This window comes from Aeromonas sp. 11P (assembly GCF_051920165.1).
Lineage (GTDB): Bacteria > Pseudomonadota > Gammaproteobacteria > Enterobacterales > Aeromonadaceae > Aeromonas > Aeromonas veronii.
The window spans coordinates 2,611,663-2,633,525 of sequence record NZ_JBQBDJ010000004.1 but is presented as its reverse complement, the minus strand read 5'-3'; the positions used below and the strand labels follow the sequence as shown (position 1 = coordinate 2,633,525).

At 58.9% G+C, this 21,863-nt stretch carries 22 protein-coding genes and 1 tRNA gene; 12 read left to right on the top strand and 11 right to left on the bottom strand.

Annotated elements, in window-relative coordinates; all coding sequences use genetic code 11:
• Positions 1 to 45 precede the first annotated feature (45 nt).
• The 3 genes from ACTG1P_RS12135 to ACTG1P_RS12125 form a co-directional block, all read right to left on the bottom strand.
• On the bottom strand, positions 46 to 414 hold the full coding sequence (locus ACTG1P_RS12135) for a hypothetical protein (protein ID WP_005339715.1): 369 nt from the start codon (positions 412 to 414) through the stop codon (positions 46 to 48).
• A gap of 1 nt (position 415) precedes the next feature.
• Positions 416 to 1,063, bottom strand: a complete 648-nt coding sequence (locus ACTG1P_RS12130; protein WP_335862992.1) for an AAA family ATPase — start codon at positions 1,061 to 1,063, stop codon at positions 416 to 418.
• Positions 1,064 to 1,160: 97 nt separating this feature from the next.
• Positions 1,161 to 1,337, bottom strand: a complete 177-nt coding sequence (locus ACTG1P_RS12125) for a hypothetical protein (protein ID WP_206900929.1) — start codon at positions 1,335 to 1,337, stop codon at positions 1,161 to 1,163.
• Positions 1,338 to 2,084: 747 nt separating this feature from the next.
• Here ACTG1P_RS12125 and arcA point away from each other — a divergent pair.
• The 4 genes from arcA to ACTG1P_RS12105 all read left to right on the top strand — a co-directional run bounded on the left by arcA (position 2,085) and on the right by ACTG1P_RS12105 (position 6,905).
• Complete coding sequence (arcA, locus tag ACTG1P_RS12120) at positions 2,085 to 3,305, top strand: arginine deiminase (protein WP_005339718.1); 1,221 nt, start codon at positions 2,085 to 2,087, stop codon at positions 3,303 to 3,305.
• Between the two features lie 62 nt (positions 3,306 to 3,367).
• The gene (arcC, locus tag ACTG1P_RS12115) at positions 3,368 to 4,291 is read left to right on the top strand and encodes a carbamate kinase (protein WP_440001381.1); all 924 of its coding nucleotides are present in this window, start codon (positions 3,368 to 3,370) and stop codon (positions 4,289 to 4,291) included.
• Between the two features lie 79 nt (positions 4,292 to 4,370).
• Positions 4,371 to 5,375, top strand: coding sequence for an ornithine carbamoyltransferase (gene argF, locus ACTG1P_RS12110; protein ID WP_440001380.1), 1,005 nt, complete (start codon positions 4,371 to 4,373; stop codon positions 5,373 to 5,375).
• A 123-nt stretch (positions 5,376 to 5,498) separates the two neighbouring features.
• On the top strand, positions 5,499 to 6,905 hold the full coding sequence (locus tag ACTG1P_RS12105; RefSeq protein WP_005339725.1) for a YfcC family protein: 1,407 nt from the start codon (positions 5,499 to 5,501) through the stop codon (positions 6,903 to 6,905).
• Positions 6,906 to 7,036: 131 nt separating this feature from the next.
• Here the strand turns inward: ACTG1P_RS12105 and ACTG1P_RS12100 are convergent, their stop codons facing one another.
• The 5 genes from ACTG1P_RS12100 to ACTG1P_RS12080 form a co-directional block, all read right to left on the bottom strand.
• Positions 7,037 to 7,528: an arginine repressor gene (locus tag ACTG1P_RS12100; protein WP_005339728.1), complete on the bottom strand. Its 492-nt coding sequence runs from the start codon at positions 7,526 to 7,528 to the stop codon at positions 7,037 to 7,039.
• A 200-nt stretch (positions 7,529 to 7,728) separates the two neighbouring features.
• Complete coding sequence (pyrI, locus tag ACTG1P_RS12095; RefSeq protein WP_005339730.1) at positions 7,729 to 8,193, bottom strand: aspartate carbamoyltransferase regulatory subunit; 465 nt, start codon at positions 8,191 to 8,193, stop codon at positions 7,729 to 7,731.
• A 15-nt stretch (positions 8,194 to 8,208) separates the two neighbouring features.
• A complete protein-coding gene (pyrB, locus tag ACTG1P_RS12090) occupies positions 8,209 to 9,129 on the bottom strand; it encodes an aspartate carbamoyltransferase (RefSeq protein WP_005339735.1) in 921 nt (306 codons plus the stop codon).
• Positions 9,110 to 9,304, bottom strand: a complete 195-nt coding sequence (locus ACTG1P_RS12085) for a hypothetical protein (protein ID WP_440001379.1) — start codon at positions 9,302 to 9,304, stop codon at positions 9,110 to 9,112. Before ACTG1P_RS12085 ends, pyrB begins: the two co-directional genes overlap by 20 nt.
• A 99-nt stretch (positions 9,305 to 9,403) precedes the next feature.
• The gene (locus tag ACTG1P_RS12080) at positions 9,404 to 9,946 is read right to left on the bottom strand and encodes a hypothetical protein (protein WP_440001378.1); all 543 of its coding nucleotides are present in this window, start codon (positions 9,944 to 9,946) and stop codon (positions 9,404 to 9,406) included.
• 201 nt (positions 9,947 to 10,147) lie between these two features.
• Here ACTG1P_RS12080 and ACTG1P_RS12075 point away from each other — a divergent pair.
• Positions 10,148 to 10,224 (top strand) — tRNA-Trp (locus ACTG1P_RS12075).
• A 144-nt stretch (positions 10,225 to 10,368) separates the two neighbouring features.
• Here ACTG1P_RS12075 and ACTG1P_RS12070 read toward each other — a convergent pair.
• The gene (locus ACTG1P_RS12070; protein WP_440001377.1) at positions 10,369 to 11,112 is read right to left on the bottom strand and encodes a LysR family transcriptional regulator; all 744 of its coding nucleotides are present in this window, start codon (positions 11,110 to 11,112) and stop codon (positions 10,369 to 10,371) included.
• A gap of 100 nt (positions 11,113 to 11,212) precedes the next feature.
• On the opposite strand from ACTG1P_RS12070, the gene ACTG1P_RS12065 reads away from it, so the two are divergent.
• Both ACTG1P_RS12065 and ACTG1P_RS12060 read left to right on the top strand, forming a co-directional pair.
• Positions 11,213 to 11,710 carry a lactoylglutathione lyase family protein gene (locus ACTG1P_RS12065; RefSeq protein WP_113740328.1) on the top strand — a complete coding sequence of 166 codons (498 nt, stop codon included), beginning with the start codon at positions 11,213 to 11,215 and terminating at the stop codon, positions 11,708 to 11,710.
• 207 nt (positions 11,711 to 11,917) lie between these two features.
• Positions 11,918 to 13,810 carry a methyl-accepting chemotaxis protein gene (locus tag ACTG1P_RS12060; protein ID WP_440001376.1) on the top strand — a complete coding sequence of 631 codons (1,893 nt, stop codon included), beginning with the start codon at positions 11,918 to 11,920 and terminating at the stop codon, positions 13,808 to 13,810.
• A 66-nt stretch (positions 13,811 to 13,876) separates the two neighbouring features.
• Here ACTG1P_RS12060 and ACTG1P_RS12055 read toward each other — a convergent pair whose 3' ends face one another.
• Together ACTG1P_RS12055 and ACTG1P_RS12050 are read right to left on the bottom strand one after the other, a co-directional pair.
• Positions 13,877 to 14,389 carry a lipocalin family protein gene (locus tag ACTG1P_RS12055; RefSeq protein ID WP_440001375.1) on the bottom strand — a complete coding sequence of 171 codons (513 nt, stop codon included), beginning with the start codon at positions 14,387 to 14,389 and terminating at the stop codon, positions 13,877 to 13,879.
• Positions 14,390 to 14,406: 17 nt separating this feature from the next.
• Positions 14,407 to 15,309: an AraC family transcriptional regulator gene (locus ACTG1P_RS12050; protein ID WP_005339751.1), complete on the bottom strand. Its 903-nt coding sequence runs from the start codon at positions 15,307 to 15,309 to the stop codon at positions 14,407 to 14,409.
• A 157-nt stretch (positions 15,310 to 15,466) separates the two neighbouring features.
• Between ACTG1P_RS12050 and yqhD the strand changes: the two genes are divergently transcribed.
• The 5 genes from yqhD (at position 15,467) to ACTG1P_RS12025 (ending at position 21,854) form a co-directional block, all read left to right on the top strand.
• Positions 15,467 to 16,630 carry an alcohol dehydrogenase gene (gene yqhD, locus ACTG1P_RS12045; RefSeq protein ID WP_440001374.1) on the top strand — a complete coding sequence of 388 codons (1,164 nt, stop codon included), beginning with the start codon at positions 15,467 to 15,469 and terminating at the stop codon, positions 16,628 to 16,630.
• 507 nt (positions 16,631 to 17,137) lie between these two features.
• Positions 17,138 to 18,664 carry a Re/Si-specific NAD(P)(+) transhydrogenase subunit alpha gene (pntA, locus tag ACTG1P_RS12040; protein WP_440001373.1) on the top strand — a complete coding sequence of 509 codons (1,527 nt, stop codon included), beginning with the start codon at positions 17,138 to 17,140 and terminating at the stop codon, positions 18,662 to 18,664.
• A gap of 11 nt (positions 18,665 to 18,675) precedes the next feature.
• Complete coding sequence (gene pntB / locus ACTG1P_RS12035) at positions 18,676 to 20,160, top strand: Re/Si-specific NAD(P)(+) transhydrogenase subunit beta (RefSeq protein ID WP_185228107.1); 1,485 nt, start codon at positions 18,676 to 18,678, stop codon at positions 20,158 to 20,160.
• 98 nt (positions 20,161 to 20,258) lie between these two features.
• Positions 20,259 to 21,038, top strand: coding sequence for a substrate-binding periplasmic protein (locus tag ACTG1P_RS12030; RefSeq protein ID WP_440001372.1), 780 nt, complete (start codon positions 20,259 to 20,261; stop codon positions 21,036 to 21,038).
• Between the two features lie 147 nt (positions 21,039 to 21,185).
• Complete coding sequence (locus ACTG1P_RS12025) at positions 21,186 to 21,854, top strand: helix-turn-helix transcriptional regulator (protein WP_158113519.1); 669 nt, start codon at positions 21,186 to 21,188, stop codon at positions 21,852 to 21,854.
• The last annotated feature ends 9 nt before the right edge of the window (positions 21,855 to 21,863 follow it).

Below are 21,863 nucleotides of genomic sequence, written 5' to 3'. Positions count from 1 at the left end.
TCGGGGTGAGTTGGCGAGGCACACAAGAGCGGTTGAATGGAGAAATTATGAGCGCTGGTTGAGCCGCTCATAGATGGTCTGGCGCTCTTCCGGGGTGAGCGAGGAGAAGTAGTGGGTAAAGAGGCGCAGCAACAGGGACTTGTTCATGCCGTCTTGCTGGGTCAGATTACCCAGCTCGTCGATGGCCACCGTGCTCATGGAGAAGGTGGCTTTTTTGTAGCTGGGCTTCAGGTGCTCGCCACTCTCGATAAAGGCCAGCGCCGACAAGGCTTCGTCACGATGCAGGCCCAGTTCAAGGCTGACCACCTTGGGTTTGCCCTTGGCGTAGAACTCCGCATCTTCAATAAATTCGTCGACGGTGAACTTCTTCTGGTGATGCAGCTGGTGCTTTTTCTTCAGATCGGCCAGACCCATCTCACCCCCCCACTTGCAGGAACTCTTTGGCGATGGCCCGAATCTCTTCGGCGGATTTGCCATCCGGTTCGATCTCCATCACCGACAGTCCCTTCTCCTCGCTGTCGTCATAGACGTTGCGGCCATAGGTGATGGCGTTCAGGACGTCGACACCGAACGAGGAGCAAACCTCTTTCGCTTCCAGAATGCGTTTTACCTGATTGGGCAGGGCGGGACACTGGGTCAGCACTACGGCTGCATTGAGGGTCGGATTGACCATCTTGCAGGTGGTGATGAGATCTTCCATGTGGGGCAGGGTCTTGAGGTCGCGACGTTTCGGGCGCAAGGGGATCAAGGCGTGGGTGGCGACAGCCATGGTAGAGCGCAGTGCCCGGTTGTCTTGCCCGCCGCAATCGACGATGACGTAGTCGTAGCGGTTTTTCAGGCTGAGCAGGTCGTTGCGAATATTGCCATAGAGCTGTACGCAGTTGATTTGTGGCAGCTCCGGGTTGTCATTGCGCTCCTGAATCCAGTCAGAGGTGGTGCGCTGTGGGTCGCAGTCGACCAGCAATACCTCCCCCTGAAATTGGGATCTGAGGTAGACCGCCAGATTTTGTGCCAGGCAGCTCTTGCCACTCCCCCCCTTCTCTCCACCGACCAACAAGATCATGACGTTCCCCTATCCATGAGAAAACCGCTGATTTCAGTATAGGAGGGGCCAGTCTCATCACAAGGCGAGAGGAGTGATGCTCCTCTCGTTGTTTCGACTAGTAATGAATGCTGCCTCCCTGCCAGCGGCAGACATAATCAGGCACCAGCATCTGGGGGGCCTTGTCGACATGGCATACCACCATGGGCATGGCAGGGGCTCCTTCAGCCTGACTGAGGGTGGGGAGCGCAGAGAGCAGCAAAGTCGCGAGCAACAGCATGGGTTTCATCTTCATAACAACTCCTTGGTAGTGCCATTCCTGTGTGATCTGGATCACTTTCTGAGTTAAGCCGAGGTTGGCGCCAGTGCAAGGTGAGACGAATAAATTCAATTAATGAAAAAAGTATCAAAAGGCGTTGTGGTGACCGACGAGGATGGTTGCCCAGCTTGATGCGGACTTTGTGCATATTAAGTTGAACCGCACAAAGATGTGATGACTTATGAGGCCGAGTCTGATGGGGTTGGCATCAATGCCATGATCTGGAACAAGAAAAGATTTATGCAGTGAATGTGGTCGAGGTGAGTATTTATTTCTCCCGCGTTCCTCCCGTCACGGCGATGTATTCAATACCTAGGGAGTAATATTCAAATTTTATTTGTAATGTTATTTATGGCAATGATTTTTAACGTTTTTTGTTATTTTCATTTAATCACTCCAGTGAACTGACATGAATAAAAAATGAATCAATCTGAAATATAGCAGGGTGGTTTTGCATGGTTATTCGGTTTGCCTTGTGTGGAAAATGCGCAATTTGCTACCGGGGTCATAGATTGGATGGTGAATATATTCAGTTCTGAGTGAATGTGATCAATGTCTAAGTTTGTCGTGATTCGCAGGGCTAACCTCTGTCTCGAAAGGCAAGGGCAGGATAGAACACAAGCCGATTACCCTACATAAAGAATATCCCGCCTTAGCCACGAGCATGAATAGAAGGAATCTATTCAATCACTCGCAGGGACCACTGCTAGACGGAATATAATCATGAGCAAATTTTATGTAGGTTCTGAAGTTGGCCAATTGCGCCGTGTCATGTTGCACCGCCCCAACCTCAGTCTGAAGCGTCTGACTCCTTCCAACTGCCAGGATCTGCTGTTCGATGACGTCCTGTCTGTTGAACGTGCCGGTCAGGAGCACGACAAATTCGCTCAGGTACTGCGCGATCAGAATGTCGAAGTTTTCCTGCTGACCAATCTGCTGGCGGAAACCCTGGATGTGCCGGAAGCCAAAACCTGGCTGCTGCAACATCAGGTCTCCGACTATCGCCTCGGCTCTTCTTTTGCCAACGACGTGCGCTGCTTCCTGGCTGACATGCCGCACCGCGAACTGGCCCGCATTCTCTCCGGCGGCCTGACTTACTCCGAGATGCCCTACAGCGGTGTCAACATGGTAGTGGGCATGCACGCTCCGACCGATTTCATCATTGAGCCGCTGCCCAACCACCTCTTTACCCGTGACACCTCCTGCTGGGTTTATGGCGGCGTCTCCATCAACCCGATGGCCAAGCCGGCTCGTCGCCGCGAAACCAACCATGTGAAGGCCATCTACCGCTGGCACCCGATGTTTGCCGGTCAGGACTTCATCAAGTACTTCGGTGACGAGGAGCGTGACTACGACAACTCCACCATCGAGGGTGGCGACGTACTGGTTATCGGCCGCGGCGCCGTGCTGATCGGCATGTCCGAGCGCACCACCCCGCAAGGTGTTGAGCACCTGGCTCGCAGCCTGTTCAAACACGGTCAGGCCAAACAGGTCATCGCCATGGAGCTGCCGAAACACCGCAGCTGCATGCACCTGGATACCGTGATGACCCACATGGACATCGATACCTTCTCCGTCTATCCGGAAGTGATCCGCAAGGATGTGCAGTGCTGGAGCCTGACTCCGGGCGGCGCCACCGGCATGAACATCAAGGAAGAGGGTTACTTCGTCACTGCTATCGAGAAAGCACTGGGCGTGGATCAGCTGAAGATCATCACCACTGGCGGTGACAGCTTCGAAGCCGAACGCGAGCAGTGGAACGACGCCAACAACGTGCTGACCGTGCGTCCCGGCGTGGTGGTGGGTTACGAGCGCAATACCTACACCAACGAGAAATACGACAAGGCTGGCATCACAGTTCTCTCCATCCCGGGTGATGAACTGGGCCGTGGCCGCGGCGGAGCCCGCTGCATGAGCTGCCCGATGGAACGCGACAGCATCTGATGAGACGGCGTGGCGCCGGCAGAAGCTGGCGCCACACAGAACCAAACTCGAGATTAACCACTATGAAAAAACCAACTGTCGTCGTCGCTCTGGGTGGCAATGCACTGCTCCGTCGTGGTGAGCCACTGGAAGCGGATATCCAGCGCAAGAACATCGCAACGGCCGCCAAGACCATCGCCCTGATCGCTCAGGAGTACAACGTGGTGCTGGTGCATGGCAACGGCCCGCAAGTCGGCCTGCTGGCCCTGCAGAACAGCGCCTACACCAAGGTATCCCCCTATCCGCTGGATGTGCTGGGTGCCGAGTCTCAGATGATCGGCTACATGCTGATCCAGGAGCTGAAAAACCTGATGCCGAGCCGTAACGTCACCGCGCTGCTGACTCAGGTGCAGGTCGATCCCAAGGATCCGGCATTCGCCAACCCGACCAAATTTATCGGCCCCGTCTACGAAGAGGCTGAAGCCCGCACCCTGGCAGAAGAGAAGCACTGGGTGGTCAAGGCTGACGGCAAGTTCTTCCGCCGCGTAGTGCCGTCCCCGCTGCCCCAGCGCATTGTAGAAGGCGACGCCATCGAAACCCTGATTGCCCAGGGCCACCTCATCATCTGTACCGGTGGTGGTGGTATCCCGGTGACCTGGGATGGCCAGAGCCTGACCGGTATCGAAGCCGTCATCGACAAGGACATGTCTGCCGCCTATCTGGCCAAGCAGATCAAGGCCGACGCCCTGCTGATCCTGACCGACGCCGATGCCGTCTATCTCGATTGGGGCAAACCGACCCAGCGTCCGCTGCGAGTCACCAGCCCGGACGAGCTGGCTGGGGTCAAGTTCGATGCAGGTTCCATGGGGCCGAAAGTCGAAGCCTCTTGTGAATTTGTCAAAGCGACCGGCGGCATGGTTGGCATCGGCTCGCTGGAAGATGGCCTCGCCATCCTCAAGGGAGAAGCCGGCACCAATATCGTCGCCACCCGCACCGTACATGCGTAATTACCGACATCTGTACTGAGAATGCGTAGTCAACACTACTGCCCGAACTGGTCTGAAACATATATAGAGAGAACTCATCATGGCTTTTAATCTGCGTAACCGTAACTTCCTGAAACTGCTGGACTTCACCCCGCGCGAAATCCAATACATGATTGACCTGGCCATCGACCTGAAAAAAGCAAAATACGGTGGCTACGAGCGCAAACACCTGACCGGCAAAAACATCGCCCTAATTTTCGAGAAGACCTCTACCCGCACCCGTTGTGCATTTGAAGTAGCGGCCTTCGACCAGGGCGCGCAAGTCTCTTACCTTGGCCCGAGCGGTTCCCAGATCGGTCACAAGGAGTCCATGAAGGACACCGCTCGGGTACTGGGCCGCATGTATGACGGTATCGAATACCGTGGCTACGGTCAGGAGATCGTCGAAGAGCTGGGCGCCTACGCCGGTGTCCCGGTCTGGAACGGCCTGACCAACGAATTCCACCCGACCCAGATCCTGGCCGACTTCATGACCATGCTGGAGCACGGCAAGGGCAAGCGTCTGGATCAAATCAAGTTCGCCTACCTGGGTGATGCCCGCAACAACATGGGTAACTCCCTGATGGTCGGTGCCGCCAAAATGGGCATGGACATCCGTCTGGTAGCGCCGAAAGCCTTCTGGCCGGAAGAGGAGCTGGTTGCCAAGTGCCGCCAGATCGCCGAAGAGACCGGCGCACGCATCACCCTGACCGAAGATGTGAAAGAGGGTGTACTGGGTGCTGACTTCCTCTACACCGATGTCTGGGTATCCATGGGTGAAGCGAAAGAAGCCTGGGATCAGCGAGTCAAACTGATGACTCCGTATCAGGTCAACATGGATGTCATCAACGCCACTAAGAACCCGGATGTGAAGTTCATGCACTGCCTGCCGGCGTTCCACAACGACGAGACCACCATGGGCAAGGAAGTGGCTGACAAATATGGCATGAAAGGCCTGGAAGTGACCGAGGACGTGTTCGAATCCGAGCACAGCATCGTGTTCGACGAGGCCGAAAACCGGATGCACACCATCAAGGCAGTGATGGTTGCTACGCTGGGCGACTAAGGTCGCAGTAGTGGTGCCGGGGGGTGACCCCCGGCTTTTCGACCATGTGACAGCGGCATAATACCTCTAACCCTACAACCCGCAGCCTGCATGGATACCACACCCACAGAAGGAAGCTGGACCATGACCAAATTCAAGTTCCCGTCAGCCTACACGATACTGTTTGTGCTGATCGCCCTGGTGGCCGCCCTGAGCTGGATAGTGCCGGCCGGCAAATATGAGATGACCATGAACGAAGCCCTCGGCAAAGAAGTGCCGGTGGCCGGTACCTACAAGCTGGTAGAGGGCAATCCCCAGGGGATCGTCGACGTGCTGCTGGCACCTATCGATGGCCTCTACAACCACGACACCTATGAGGCAGGCGCCATCGACGTCTCCCTCTTTATCCTGATCATCGGTGGTTTTCTTGGCATTGTGACCAAGACAGGTGCCATCGATGCCGGTATTGAACGTGTGACCGACCGCCTGCGCGGCCGGGAAGAGTGGATGATCCCGATCCTGATGGCGCTGTTCGCCGCAGGCGGCACCATCTATGGGATGGCCGAAGAGTCGCTGCCGTTCTACACCCTGCTGGTACCAGTGATGATGGCCGCCCGCTTCGACCCTGTGGTGGCTGCTGCAACCGTATTGCTGGGTGCCGGTATCGGTACTCTCGGTTCCACCATCAACCCGTTTGCCACAGTTATTGCCGCCAACGCGGCCGGTATCTCCTTCACCGACGGTATCTGGCTGCGCGTTGCCATGCTGGTCGCCGGTTGGCTGCTCTGCGTTGCCTACGTCATGCGTTACGCCAAGATGGTGCGCAGCGATCCGAGCAAATCTCTGGTGGCTGACAAGTGGGAAGAGAACCGTGCCCACTTCCTTGGCAACAAGAGTGACCAGATGCTGGAGTTCACCCTGACCCGTAAAATCGTGCTGGGTATCTTCGTCGCTGCCTTCGCCGTGATGATCTACGGTGTGGCCGTGCTGGGCTGGTGGATGGCGCAGATCTCCGGTGTGTTCCTGGCTGCCGCCATCATCGTTGGTCTCATCTCCCGTATGAGCGAGGAGGAGCTGACCTCCAACTTTATCGATGGTGCTCGCGACCTGCTGGGGGTGGCGCTGATTATCGGTATCGCCCGCGGTATCGTGGTGGTAATGGATAACGGCATGATCACTCACACCATTTTGCACAGTGCAGAAGGGATCGTGACCGGCCTCTCCACCATCGTCTTTATCAACGTGATGTTCGTGTTGGAAGTGGTGCTCTCCTTCCTGGTGCCGTCCTCCTCCGGTCTGGCCGTACTGACCATGCCGATCATGGCGCCGCTGGCCGACTTCGCCAACGTGGGCCGCGATCTGGTGGTGACTGCTTACCAGTCTGCCTCCGGTCTGGTGAACCTGGTGACCCCGACCTCCGCCGTGGTCATGGGCGGTCTGGCCATCGCCAAGGTGCCTTATGTGCGCTGGCTGAAGTGGGTGGCTCCGCTGCTCGGTATCCTGACCGTGCTGATCGTGGTCTGCCTGAGTCTGGGCGCCGTGCTCTCCTGAGGATGGCAAGCAAGATGAAACGGGAGCCTGCGGGCTCCCGTTTTTTATGGGCGTAAGAAGTGATGGGCAGAAAATTGCAGGCAACAAAAAGGCGACCCGCGGGTCGCCTCGATGTATTTAGGGGAAATGGCTTAGCGGGCCTGCGCTAGCGTGCGCACCACGGCGGCGTGGGCCTGACGGGTGCGGCTGATATGGCGCGGCGCGACCAGCACCACGTCATTGCCCGCGACGGCGCCCATGATCTCGGGATTGGCGTTGCGATCCAGCAGGCGAGCCACCACGGTGGCGGCCCCCGGAGTGGTGTGGATCAGCACCATCTGCTGGTTGTGTACCACTTCGCGCACCATGTCGTGGATAGAGCGGGTACTGCCGGCGGGTTCCAGCTGCTCATCGACCAGGGTGTAGACCTTCTTGCCGTTGGCATTCTGGGCCTTTGCGACGCCGAGACGGCGCAGCAGGCGGGAGATGGTGGACTGGCTGATGTCGGCAAAGCCGCGCTCAGACAGCTCGCGGCGGATCTCTTCCTGGGTGCTGTAGCAGTGCTGACCGATGATCTGGCGACAGGCATCCAGCTGGGCCAGATCGGGCTCTTGGGCAACGGGACGACTGAGGGTTTTGACCACGGCGAATTCCTTTGATGATGACCGGAGGTAAACGCGCGATATCTGCCATAGCAGTCAGTTATCAGGCAAAAACACTGATAATCCATCTATATGCAGGGAATGAGCGGGCATTACCATCTTGCGATGGCAAATTATAGCTGACTGGAAATTTGGTGATGTGACAGGGTTCAAAAATGGGCCCCGCGGGGCCCAATCAGATATCAGTAACGCTCGCTGACGATGTCCTGAGTGAAGGACTTCTCGCAATATTTGCACTTCATCCGTACCACGCCTTTCACTTCGCGCACCCGGAAGTAGCTGTCAACCGGCTCGTTATGGGAGATGCAGTTGGAGTTGGGGCAGTGGAACACCCCGGCGATGAACTCCGGCAGCTCCAGCTGGTGCTTCTTCACCACATTGAAGTCTTCGATGATGTTGACGGTCGCTTTCGGGGCGAACAGCGCAAGCTGGTTGGCCTGCTGCTCGGTCAGGCGGGTGTTCTCAATCTTGATGAGATCCTTCTTGCCCAGCGCGCCGGATTTCAGGTTGAAGCCGACGGTGATCCGCTCCTGGGTTTCGACCAGCTGGAACAGCTTGAGGATCTTGATGCCCTGGCCAGCGGGGATGTGATCGATGACGGAGCCGTGACGGATGGCTTCGACTTGCAGTTGGTTCTTGTCAGACATGATATTCCCCTAAGCTCAGACAGTTTCGTTCAGTACCAGTGCCAGCAGCGCCTGGCGTGCATAGACCCCGTTCTCCGCCTGCTGGAAGTAGCAAGCGTGGGGAGTCTTGTCGACCGCCACATCGATCTCGTCGACGCGGGGCAGGGGATGCAGGATCTTCATGGTGGGCTTGGCCCCTTCCAGAGTCGCCAGCTCCAGAATGAACTTGGCGGCCATGTGCTTGTATTCGGTCTCGTCGAAGCGCTCTTTCTGGACGCGGGTCATGTAGAGGATGTCCAGCTCCGGCATCACCTCTTCCATGGTCTGGTGGACGCTGAACTGGATACCCTTCTCTTCCAGCTCTTCGCAGATGTAGTCCGGCATCGCCAGCGCTTCTGGGGAGATGAAGAAGAAGCGGCAGTTGAACAGGCTGAGGGCCTGGGCCAGCGAGTGCACGGTGCGGCCATATTTCAGGTCACCGACGAAGGCGACGTTGAGATTGTCCAGACGACCCTGGGTCTCATGGATGGTGAACAGGTCGAGCAGGGTCTGGCTCGGATGCTGGTTGGAGCCGTCGCCGCCGTTGATGACCGGCACGCGGGAGAATTCGGAGGCCAGACGGGCCGCGCCCTCTTTCGGGTGGCGCATCACCACCGCATCCGAGTAGGAGCCGATGATCTTGATGGAGTCAGCCAGCGTCTCACCCTTCTTGGCGCTGGTGTTGCCACCGTCGGCGAAGCCTATGATGTTGCCGCCAAGGCGCTGTACCGCGGTCTCGAACGAGAGGCGGGTGCGGGTGGAGGCTTCGAAGAAGCAGCTGGCAACCAGCTTGTCTTTCAACAGGCTGGTGTCAGGTTCAGCCTTCAACCGTTGTGCGGTTGAGACTACCAGTTCCATTTCTGACCGGGTCAGGTCCGAAATGGAGATGACATGTTTCTTATAGAGTGGATTGGTCATCGTCTGCATTCCCTTTGACATCATTGGAGGTTTTTCGGGCACAAAAAAAAGCCCCTGAAACAGGGGCTTTTTTTAAAAATAGCTGGGGATCGTTGGGGTGGGAACCGGAAACAACGGGGGCGCTCTGGTGCGCACCACCCGTCTGCAAGGCTGTTTTCTGAATCAAAAACTGCATCGTTTCGTCCCGACCTTTTTCAAAACCGGACAGATTATAGGGCCGGTTTTTTAATTGTCAAAATTTTATTTATGATGCCAATTTCAGCATGAAAAACGTTTAAGTGGCGGAAACATGACGACAAATCCACACTCTGTGCGTCTCTTGCAGCGATTCCCCATCGCGGGCCATGGCGCGCAAATAACCGAGTCTGTGGTGTCCTTCCAGCAGGCAATAGGGGCGGGGCAGGGGATGGCCGTTCGGGTAGCTGGCTCCCTCCTCCGGCGCCAGTACGATGACAGGTTCCGGCCAGGTGCCATCGTTCAGCATCTTCTCGCCGAGCCAGGAGCGGCGCACATAGCGATTGCTACGCAGCATCTCGCCCCAGCGCTCGATCACCTCCATATGGCGGGAGTCCACCTGATCCACCAGCTGCGCGGTGGGCCAGCTTTCACAGGTGAACTGATGGTTGGCGAGATCGATAAAGCTCCAGTTGGACTCAAAACCGCGCCAATGACGGTAAATCCACTGGGAGAGCACATTTTCAGGAATAAAGGGCACCAGCGGCGCTACCCGTTCAAGATAGGCGGGCAGGGCCTCTGTTTTGCGTTCATCCCTGAAGTTGAGGGGCGCCAGTTGTTGGAGCAGTCGGTAATTGAGCATAAGTGGCCTCCCGGTACCTGATTTCACCCTACCCCCATTTATGTCCCATTCCTACCCCGGCAGGGCTGCAAATACAGCAAGTTATCCCGCTTTGCTGCACAAACAACCGCGACTTGTTCGGGATTTGTGCAATCGCATCGAAAGTGTAAAAAAAGCCTTTACCTTTGATCTCCACTTTGTATACTACGCCTCGTTTGTTGCAGGGGCGTAGTTCCAATTGGTAGAACAGCGGTCTCCAAAACCGATGGTTGCGGGTTCGAGTCCTGCCGCCCCTGCCATTTTCAGAAAGGCCAGCTCATTGAGCTGGCCTTTCGCATTTCCGGCGTTCGCCAATTTATCCCTCTCTCCTCTCTTTTTTCTTCTTGTTGTTAGCCCCCCGGTGACTGTGGCCACATTGATCTCGATGTCTGCCGCAAGAGCATTCAGTGTGCAGCAACCCGCTGTTTCAGGACGGCGACCAGCCGCTGGTGGCGGGCGGGGAGCGGCCACTCGGCGCGGTAGATAAGCCAGAGGGTGTCGATCACCTCGATCCGGCTCTGGATCACCCGGATCTTCTCCTGCTGGGCAAAGGCGGTGACGGCGAAGCGGGGCAGCACGGTAAAGCCGAGGCCGCGGGCGACCGGCTCCAGGATCAGGCCGATCTGGTTGGTAAAGCCGCGCAGCGGGATCTCGTCAACGCGCTGGCCAGGGTAGCGTCGTCCCAGCAGGCGCCGGGCCATGCTGCGGCCATCCGGGTGATCGATAAAGCCGAGCTGACAGAGGTGCTGCCAGCTCGGATCCTCGCCGTCGTTGGGTACCACCAGACAGAGGGGTTCGCGGGCAAAGGGCTCGGCGGCGATGCTGGGGTGCTCCGGCGGTTGATCCACCAGTCCCAGATCGCTGCGCCCTGCCAGTACCGCCTGCACTATGTCGGGGGTGGGTGCAAAGCGGTGCTGGATGGTGAGTCCGGGGTGCTCCTGTTGCTGGTCGAGCAGCAGGGGATAGAGCAGCAGGCCGATGCTGCCGGGGGTGGTGAGGGTGATGGCGCCGCGGTGAGGGTCGTCGTCAGAGAGACGGGCCCGCAGCTGTTCGGCGGCCTGGGTGAGATCCAGCCGCTCGGCGGCGCGGGTAAAACTGCCGGTTTCATGCACCACCACCAGGGTGTGGAGCCAGAGCGGATTAACCATAAATTTAAATTATGCCTTCCATTAGTTTGACCTTATTTTTCATTATGTCGCTCCTTCCTATCATGTCACCTGTTTCCCACACACAATTTCAAGGTGACGTATGACTTACCCGCGCAACTTCTCCCACATCGGCATCACGGTGACTGACCTCGACAAGGCGGTCGAGTTCTATACCAAGGTGATGGGCTGGTATCTCATCATGCCGGCGACAACCATCAGCGAGGATGACTCCGCCATCGGCGTGATGTGCAACGACGTGTTTGGCCCGGGCTGGGGCTCCTTCCGCATCGCCCACCTCTCTACCGGCGACAAGATCGGCATCGAGCTGTTCGAGTTCCCCAACAGCGAGCAGCGCGAAAACAACTTCGAATTCTGGAAGACCGGGGTGTTCCACTTCAGCGTGCAGGATCCGGATGTCGAGGGGCTGGCGGCGCGCATCGTCGCGGCGGGCGGCAAGCAGCGGATGCCGGTACGCGAGTACTACCCGGGCGAGAAACCCTACCGCATGGTCTACATGGAAGATCCCTTCGGCAATATCGTCGAGATCTACAGCCACAGCTATGAGCTGACCTACTCCGCCGGTGCATATCAGGGGTAAGTGACAGGCCGCCTTCGGGCGGCCTGCTGCTTTGTTGTGGTGATGGTCAGTAGCATGGAATAGCGATCTTGCTCACACGGATAGCGGCTTCTGTTGTTGATAGATGTAAAAGTATACAGATTCACTAAAGTCTGTTCAGAGAGTGGCCGATAGCCTTTGATACATCAGGGTTTTCCCTGCCTGACACAACAACAAGGATTCGTCGTCATGACCCTCTCTCTGCGCGGCAAGCTGCTGGCCACCAGTCTTGGCGTAGTGCTGCTGATGGCATCACTGCTCGGCATCGTTGCCTTTCACACCCTAAAATCCCGCACCATGAGCGCCATCCAGAGCGAGGCGGTCAACTATGGCCACGCCTACTCGGTCGCCATCGGCGAATGGATGACGGATCGCAAGAACACCGTCCATGCGCTGGTCAATCTGATCAGCGATAACCCCCAAGCCGAGCTGGTGCCGCACCTGAAGCAGGCCTATACCTCCGGCGGCTTCGGACTCACCTATTTTGGCTCCGCGCAGGGGGTGATGACCCGGCAGGATCCCTCCCTCAACACCGGCAACTATGACCCGCGCGAGCGCCCCTGGTATCAGGATGCGGTGAAGGCGGGGCAGCTGATCGTCACTGCCCCCTATGTCAGCGTCACCATGCAGAAGCTGGTGGTCACCCTCTCCGAGCCGGTGCGTCATCAGGGGGAGCTGGTCGGTGCCGTGGGGGCCAACCTGGCGCTCGACAAGCTGATCGACGAAGTGTTGGCGATGAAGGTGCAGGGTGAGGGCTACGCCATGCTGCTCGACAGCAGCGGCCTCATCGTCGGCCATCCGCAGAAGGATTTGGCGCTCAAGCCCATCGCCGAGCTGGCGCCGGGACTCTCTGCCGCCACCTTCCAGCAGTGGGGCCGCGAAAACAGCGAGCTGCACGCCGCCACCCTCGATGGACGGGATGTGCTGCTGGCGGTACAACCGGTACCGGGCACCGATTGGCTGCTGGCCATGGTGATGTATCGCGATGTGCTGGAGGCGCCGCTCAGCAGCCTGCTGTGGGAGCTGGTGGGGCTGACCCTGTTGCTGATGCTGGTATTCAGTGCCCTGCTCACCGCCACCTTCAAATACCTGTTCGCCGATCTCGGTCGGGTCGCGCACGCCCTGCACGACATCGCCCACGGCGAGGGGGATCTCACCGTTCACATCAACACCCACAGCAAGGATGAGGTGGGCCAGCTGGCACAGAACTTCAACCAGTTCGTGGCGCGGCTGCACGGTATCGTCAGCCGGTTGCGGGATGTGACCGTCGAGCTGGCGGCCCAGTCCCGCACTCAGGCGGCCGGGGCGCAGGCTCGCAGCCAGCGGGTGCGCCAGCAGCAGGACGAGATCGTGATGGTGGCGACCGCGGTGACCGAGATGGCTTCCGCTACTCAGGAGATCGCCGGTAACGCCGAGTTTGCCGCCACCACCGCCACCGATGCGGTCGCACTGGCGGTCGCCGGTCAATCCCAGGTCGGCCAGAGTCAGCGCAGCATTACCGGTCTGGCGGACGAAGTGGCCGATGCCAGCCAGATCATCAATGAGCTCGACAGCCATGCCCAGAAGATCAGCGGCATTCTGGCGACCATCAGCGGCATCGCCGAGCAGACCAACCTGCTAGCGCTCAACGCGGCCATCGAGGCGGCCCGGGCCGGTGAGCAGGGCCGAGGCTTCGCGGTAGTGGCGGACGAGGTGCGGGTGCTGTCGCGCCGTACCCACGACTCCACCGACGAGATCCAGCAGATGATCGAGACCCTGCAGCAGACCACTCGTCGCGCCGTGGGTGGTATGGAGACCAGCCGTCAGCTGGCGGGTACCAGCGTGGAGGATGCGGAAGCCGCCAACCAGAGCCTTGCCCGGATCAACGAGGCGATCGGCTCCATCAGCGACATGGCGACCCAGATCGCGGCGGCTGCCGAAGAGCAGACCTCGGTGACCGGCGAGATCAGCCGCAATACCGAGAATATCCGCCACGTCTCGCAAGAGCTGGCCGAGCAGGCGGGCAACGAGGCGGCGCAGGCGGCCGAGCTCAAGTCGCTGACCGAGCGGCTGGAGCAGGAGATCGGTCGCTTCCGGCTCTGATCATCCCGCCACGCCAGCAACCGAAAGGGCAGCCCGCGGGCTGCCCTTTGTTATTTTACGGCTGGCTTAAGGGGTCTGCTTGACCCAAATCAGCTGGTCGGTGGCAAAGCCCAGCGACTTCGCTTTGGCGACCAGCGCATCCACCTTCGTCTTGGGCGGGTTGGGTGAGCGGGAGAGTATCCAGAGGTAGTCGTGGTTGTAGCTGGTCACCAGCGAGAGCTGGTAATCGGGGTCGAGGTCGATGACGTTGTAGCCGCCGTAGAAGGGGCCGAAGAAACTCACCTTGAGCCGCGCCTCGTCCGGGTTGCCGACGAAGTAGGCCTTGCCTTCGGCTTCGCGCCAGCTGCCATCGCTCTGCTTGCCGCGGTTGAGCACCTTGACGCCGCCATCGTCCCGCAGGCTGTAGGTGGCGCTCACCTGCTCCAGCCCGCGTTCGAAACCGTGGTCGAGGCGGGCAATCTCATACCAGGTGCCAAGATAACGATCGAGCTGGAAGCCGGTGACGGGGCGGATGCCATCGGCAATCCCGGTACAGGCCGTCAGCAGCAAAGCGGTGAACAGGCAAAGCAGTGAACGCATAAGTAATCCCTCTCTTGTTATCCCTCGATGATGCGCAGCTGGCCATCCCGAAAGCGGGAGGCCTGATCCGTCGGCGTGCTGCCGAAGAAGCGCTTGTACTCCCGACTGAACTGGGAGTTGCTCTCGTAACCGACTCTGGCCGCCGCGGTGCCCGCCTTGATGCCATCGTGCAGCATCATCATCCGCGCCTTGTGGAGGCGAAACGACTTGATGTACTGCAGCGGCGAGGTGGCAGTGACCGCCTTGAAGTGGTGGTGAAAGGCGGAGACGCTCATGTTCACCTCCCGCGCCAGCTCCTCCATGGTGAGGTTGTCGGCATAACGGGACTCTATCATACGCAGCACCCGGGCGATCTGGCCCACATGGTTGTGGCGATTGGCGAGCGCCTGCAGCGCCGGGCCGCCCCCCTCGGTGAGGGCGTGGAACAGCATCTCCCGCACCGTCTGCGGTCCCAGCACCCTGGCGTGCAGCGGGTTGTCCATCAGCTCGATCAGTCGCTCGGCAGCGCAAAACATGGTTTCGGACAGGGGGACCGAGTGGACGCCGCTCTTTTGCGGCGCGGGGGCGGGCAGGGCATCGCCCAGCTCCAGCAGCAGCTCTTGCAGGGTTACCAGATCGATCTCGATGGTAAACCCGATAAGCGGCTGCTCGGGGGAGGCGAAGCACTCGCACTCGCAGGGCAGCGGCAGGGTCATCAGCAGATAGTGGTTGGGGTCGTAGCGAAACACCTGATCCGCCAGATAACCCACCTTGTGTCCCTGCAGGATAACGATCATCCGCGGTTGGTAGAGCACCGGGGTGCGGCCATGGTGCTCGGTGGTATAGATGAGGTTGACCTGTTTCACCGGTGATGGGGTGATGCCGGGGGCGGTGACGTGGCGGGTCAATCTGGTTGCGAGGTCGCTGTAACGGTTTTGCATGGGCGCTCTTTGATTCGACAGTTCCTGTTTTCGCTGCTTTGTAGAAATAGGCAAGAATCAAGCAGGATGTTGTCTTGATGGTAGGGTGGTTCTGGAGAAAAATGCAATCACGATTTCGCGGCCTGGCCGCCCTGACTATCAGAAGAAGGCAATGTCGATGAACAACTTTACTCTCCATACCCCGACCAAAATCCTGTTCGGCCAAGGGCAGATCGCCCAGTTGCGCGAGCAGCTCCCGAGCGATGCCCGCGTCATGATCACCTATGGCGGCGGCAGCGTGGTACGCAGCGGCTTGCTGGAGCAGATTCGCAACGAGCTGGCCAGCATGACCCTGTTTGAATTTGGCGGCATCGAACCGAACCCGGCCTACGAGACCCTGATGGGCGCCGTGGAGCTGGCCCGTGCCGAGCGGGTCGACTTCCTGCTCGCCGTTGGCGGTGGTTCCGTGCTCGATGGCACCAAGTTTATCGCCGCTGCCGCGCACTACGATCTGGCCAAAGATCCCTGGCACATTCTCGAGACCGTCGGCAGCGAAGTGCGTTCCGCCATCCCGCTCGGCTCAGTGCTGACCCTGCCGGCGACCGGTTCCGAAATGAACATGGGCGCCGTCATCACCCGTCGCAGCAGTGGCGACAAGGTGCACTTCTTCTCGCCGTTCGTGATGCCGCGCTTCGCCGTGCTGGATCCGGTGCTCACCTACACCCTGCCCGAGCGTCAGGTGGCGAACGGGGTAGTGGATGCTTTCGTCCACATCGTGGAGCAGTACCTCACCTATCCGGTCAATGCCAAGGTGCAGGATCGCTTCGCTGAAGGCTTGCTGCTGACCCTGATCGAAGAGGGCCCCAAGGCGCTGGCCGAACCGCACAACTATGAGGTGCGCGCCAACATCATGTGGAGTGCCACCATGGCGCTGAACGGTTTGATCGGTGCCGGTGTGCCGCAGGATTGGGCCACTCACATGTTGGGTCACGAACTGACCGCCCTGCATGGCCTCGACCACGCCCAGACTCTGGCGGTGGTGCTGCCTGCCCTGCTGCAGGCCAAGCGCAAACAGAAACATGCCAAGCTGCTGCAATACGCAGAGCGGGTGTGGGGTCTGAACAGCGGCAGCGAAGCGGAGCGCATCGACGATGCCATCGCCGCGACCCGCGACTTCTTCGAGCGGATGGGGGTCAAGACCCGACTGCGCGACTACGGTCTGAAAGATCTGGGTATCGACACCCTGATCGGCAAGCTGGGTGAGCACGGTATGGCCCGTCTGGGCGAGCACGGCGATATCGATCTGGTGCAGAGCCAGCATATTTATGAAGCGGCCTGGTAAGGGCCGCCAATCGGTGCCAAACGGGCGAAACGATTGAATTGCCGGGGCCCTCTCCCGCCATCTGGCGGCTGAGCGGCCCCGCTTTTGTTGGGAAAATGTTACTTTTCGGCGTTTCGCTGCGAGAAGTGAGACGAAAGCGGATTTCGTAAGAACAAAAAACGCTAAGATAGAGGGCCGGTAAAACATTTTTTTTGACTGGTTGGATCACTTTTTTCAGCCGTTTTTACTGGTATAAGCCTCTAATTTGGTTTGTTTTTTTTAATCGTAGCCAGGGATGGGCTGAATTCTGTACGAGTGCCGTCGGGACTGCGGTTGTAATAAAACTCCAAAATTTGATACTAATCACCTTCGCGCCTGAAAAGCGGGGGCCTGACCATGACAGGAGGTTGAGGTAAAGCCTACTGATTTTCATAACAAAGAGCCCTGGACCTGCACTTTGGTCATGTCTTGTTTCGTCAGAAGTGAGACACTGGGCAGCGATTGTTTATTAACCATCAGGGAATAGTCATGCAGATTGGAATACCGAGAGAGAGTCTCGCCGGTGAGACCCGGGTCGCAGCGACCCCGGCTACCGTCGAGCAGCTGAAAAAGCTCGGCTTCGAGGTCGCCATCGAGACCGGCGCAGGCCTGTCGGCCAGCTTCGATGATGCCGCCTTCGAGGCTGCCGGTGCCAGCGTGGTGCCGAATGTCTGGCAAGCCGACCTTATCTTCAAGGTCAATGCGCCGACCGATGCCGAGATCGCACAAATTAAAGATGGCGCCACTCTGGTGAGCTTCATCTGGCCTGCCCAGAACCCTGAGCTGGTCAAGAAGCTGTCCGAGCGCAACATCAATGTGATGGCGATGGATATGGTGCCGCGGATCTCCCGTGCCCAGTCCCTCGATGCCCTCTCCTCCATGGCCAACATCGGTGGCTATCGTGCCGTGGTTGAAGCTGCGCACCAGTTCGGTCGCTTCTTCACCGGTCAAATCACCGCAGCCGGTAAAGTGCCGCCTGCCAAGGTACTGGTGATCGGTGCCGGTGTGGCCGGTCTGGCTGCCATCGGTACTGCCGGTTCCCTCGGTGCCATCGTGCGTGCGTTCGATACCCGTCTGGAAGTGGCCGAGCAGATCGAGTCCATGGGTGGCGAGTTCCTCAAGCTGGACTTCGGTGGCGAGGATGGTTCCTCCTCCGACGGTTACGCCAAGGTGATGAGCGAGGAGTTCATCGCGGCCGAGATGGCGCTGTTTGCCCAGCAAGCCAAGGAAGTGGACATCATCATCACTACCGCCCTGATCCCGGGCAAGCCGGCACCCAAACTGATCACCAAAGAGATGGTGGACAGCATGAAGCCGGGCTCGGTGATCGTGGACATGGCTGCCCAGGCTGGCGGCAACTGCGAATACACAGTGCCGGGCGAACTGCATGTCACCGCCAACGGCGTCAAGGTGATTGGTTACACCGATCTGCCGGGTCGTCTGCCTGCCCAATCCTCCCAGCTCTACGGTACCAACCTGGTCAACCTGATGAAGCTGATGTGCAAGGAGAAGGACGGCAACGTTGCCATCGACTTCGAAGACGTGGTTCAGCGCAACATGACGGTGATCCAGGCCGGTGAAGTGACCTTCCCGCCGCCCGCCATCTCCGTCTCTGCCGCCCCGCAGAAACCGGCCGCCGCCAAACCGGCCGCCAAGAAAGAAGAGGCCAAGCCCTCCAACAAGAAGTTCGTGTTCGGTGCCATCGGTATCGCCGCCTTCGGCTGGATCGCCTCCGTTGCCCCGGCAGCCTTCCTCTCCCACTTCACCGTATTCATCCTGGCCTGTGTGGTCGGTTACTACGTGGTGTGGAACGTCTCTCACGCCCTGCACACGCCGCTGATGTCGGTCACCAATGCCATCTCCGGCATTATCGTGGTCGGTGCCCTGCTGCAGATCGGGCAAGGGTCGACTCTGGTCACCGCATTGGCCTTCATCGCCGTGCTGATTGCCAGTATCAACATCTTCGGCGGCTTCACCGTCACTCAGCGCATGCTGAAGATGTTCCGTAAGGATTAAGGGGGTTTAACGTGTCTCAAGGACTGGTAACAGCATCCTATATCGTTGCCGCCGTGCTCTTCATCCTCAGTCTCGCGGGACTGTCGAAGCAAGAGACGGCTAAACATGGCAACCTGTTCGGTATCGCGGGTATGGCCATCGCCCTGATCGCGACCGTGTTCAACCCGGAGACCAGTGGCGTTCACTGGATCATTCTGGCCATGGTGATCGGCGGTGCCATCGGCGTGCGTCTGGCGCTCAAGGTCGAGATGACCGAGATGCCCGAGCTGGTGGCCGTGCTGCACAGCTTCGTGGGTATGGCGGCAGTGCTGGTGGGCTTCAACAGCTTCATCGATCTGCACCCCTCCGCACCGGCTGAAGTGGTTGTCTCCGTCGGTTCCAACCTGGATGCCACTCTGGCAGCCGCCCGTGCGGCGTTCGAGCAGGCAGCCAGCGTAGCCCAGGTCGAGCACCTGACCGGCGCCATGCTGAACATCCACCTGGTCGAGATCTTCCTCGGCGTCTTCATCGGTGCGGTGACCTTCACCGGTTCCGTGGTGGCGTTCGGCAAGCTGCGTGGTCTCATCTCCTCCAAGCCGCTGATGCTGCCGCACCGCCACAAGCTGAACCTGCTGGCAGTGGTCGCCTCTCTGGCCCTGATGGTCTACTTCGTCAATGCGGGCGGCTCTACCTTCGCTCTGCTGGTGATGACCCTGATCGCCTTCGCCTTTGGCTGGCATCTGGTTGCCTCCATCGGCGGTGCCGACATGCCGGTCGTGGTCTCCATGCTGAACTCCTACTCCGGTTGGGCGGCAGCGGCGGCGGGCTTCATGCTCTCCAATGACCTGCTGATCGTCACCGGTGCGCTGGTGGGTTCCTCCGGTGCCATCCTCTCTTACATCATGTGCAAGGCGATGAACCGCTCCTTCATCTCCGTGATCGCCGGTGGCTTCGGCTCCGATGGCGTGGCCTCCACGGCTGATCAGGAGATGGGCGAATACCGCGAAACCAGTGCCGAGGAAGTGGCTGACCTGCTGAAGAACTCCAGCTCCGTCATCATCACCCCGGGCTACGGCATGGCGGTGGCGCAGGCCCAGTATCCGGTGGCTGAAATCACCCAGAAGCTGCGTGATCGCGGCGTCAAGGTGCGCTTCGGTATCCACCCGGTTGCCGGTCGTCTGCCTGGCCACATGAACGTGCTGCTGGCGGAGGCGAAAGTCCCGTATGACATCGTGCTGGAAATGGACGAGATCAACGACGACTTCGCCGATACTGATACCGTGCTGGTGATCGGTGCCAACGACACCGTCAACCCGGCTGCGATGGAGGATCCGGGCAGCCCGATCGCCGGTATGCCGGTACTGGAAGTGTGGAAAGCGCAGAACGTCATCGGCTTCAAGCGCTCCATGAACACTGGCTACGCCGGTGTCCAGAACCCGCTGTTCTTCAAAGAGAATACCCAGATGCTGTTTGGCGATGCCAAGGCCAGTGTCGAGGCGATCCTCAAGGCACTGTAAGTGCCCGTCAGGGACCACATATCAAGGAGGCTTCGGCCTCCTTTTTTATTGCTCATCCCTTGTATATCCTCAATCCATACGGACCATGAGGGATCTCCATGATGTGGTGTCAGGGATGGCGAAGGATCGGGTTGTACGGCTGGCTGCTGGCCTCCCTGTTTGGTGCTGGTTCGGCCGTGGCGGCAGACGAGCCGCCGACTCTGACGCTGCTGACCGAGCTGTGGCCCCCTTATGTGATGCGTGGTGACAATGGCGAGCTGGCCGGCGCCGATCTCGATCTGGCCTGTACCGTGTTGCGCCAGATGGGTTATCGCACTGAAATCAGGGTGCTCCCCTGGAAGCGGGTTCTGCAGCAGGCCCGTCTCAAGCAAGGGGATGCGGTAGTCGACGTCTTCTTTGAACCTTCCCGCCAGCACTGGCTTCACTACCCCGAAGAGCCGCTCTCTTACAGCGGCGAAGTGCTCTTCTATCCGACGGTTCGTCCGGTGGATTTCAAGCAGCTCTCCGACCTCAAGGATCTGCGGATAGGTATTCAGGAAGATTATGCCTACAGTCCCGATTTTCTGACCGATCCCGGGGTGATCCGGATGCCGATGACGGGGGAGGGGAATGCCATCAAACAGCTGCATCTGATGATGGCCGGTCGGCTGGACGGGGTGGTGCTCAACGAGCGGGTCGGTCGCTATTTGCTGCATACCCAGGGGTTGCAGGATCAGGTGAGCCACGGCTCGCGTCTGCTGACCGACGACAACCGCAACTTCCTCGCGTTTACCCACAAGCCCGGCCACGACCAGCTGGCTATCCGCTTCTCCTCTGCCCTCAAGGCGTTCAAACAGACCCCCGCCTACAAGCAGTTGCTGGCTCGCTATCACCTCTGAGTTGCCGCCCTGCTGTGCGCCGCTTCACAATTTGTCGCACTTTGTTAAAAGGTGGGCATAATGGCGAACAAAAAGGGGATGCCGCTCAACATTAGTTGATCTTGTTGATAGTAGAATCAACTGCGGTTTACTCAAAGTTACTCATATATGTCCACAGCAGCCACCACTGACCAGATCAATTCGTTAACGGATGAAGAACGTCATCTGATCGCCAGTTTCGAGCCCGCGGTCGAGGCGCTGGCCGCGCTGTTTGGCGCGGGGTGCGAGGTGGTGTTGCATGCGTTCGATACGCTGGATGCATCGGTCATCAAGATTGCCAACGGCCATGTCACCGGTCGTCGGGAGGGGGCGCCGGTCACCGACTTTGCCCTGAACCGCTTGCAGGGGGAGGCGGGCAGCCAGTGGAGCAGCTACTTCAGCCGTACCCGCGACGGGACGCTGATGAAGTCCTCCTCCATCACTATCAGCAACCGGCAGGGCAAGCCCATCGGCATGCTCTGCGTGAACTTCAGTCTGGATACCTCCCTTGGCTGCCTGCTCGATACCTTTGCGCTGCCCACGGCACCGGCTCCGCTCAACAACGAGACCTTTGCCAGCTCGGTGGACGATCTGGTGACCCAGGTGATTGAGAAGGTGGATCGGGACGATTCGCTCTCCTGCACGGTGCGCAACAAGGAGATAGTGACCCGGCTCTTCGACATGGGGATCTTCGAGATCAAGGAGGCGGCCCAGCTGGTTGCCCGGATGCTCGGCATCTCCCGTCATACTGTTTATCTGCATATCCGTAATCACAAAGCGGATCTGAACAAGCAATAACTGCCTGCG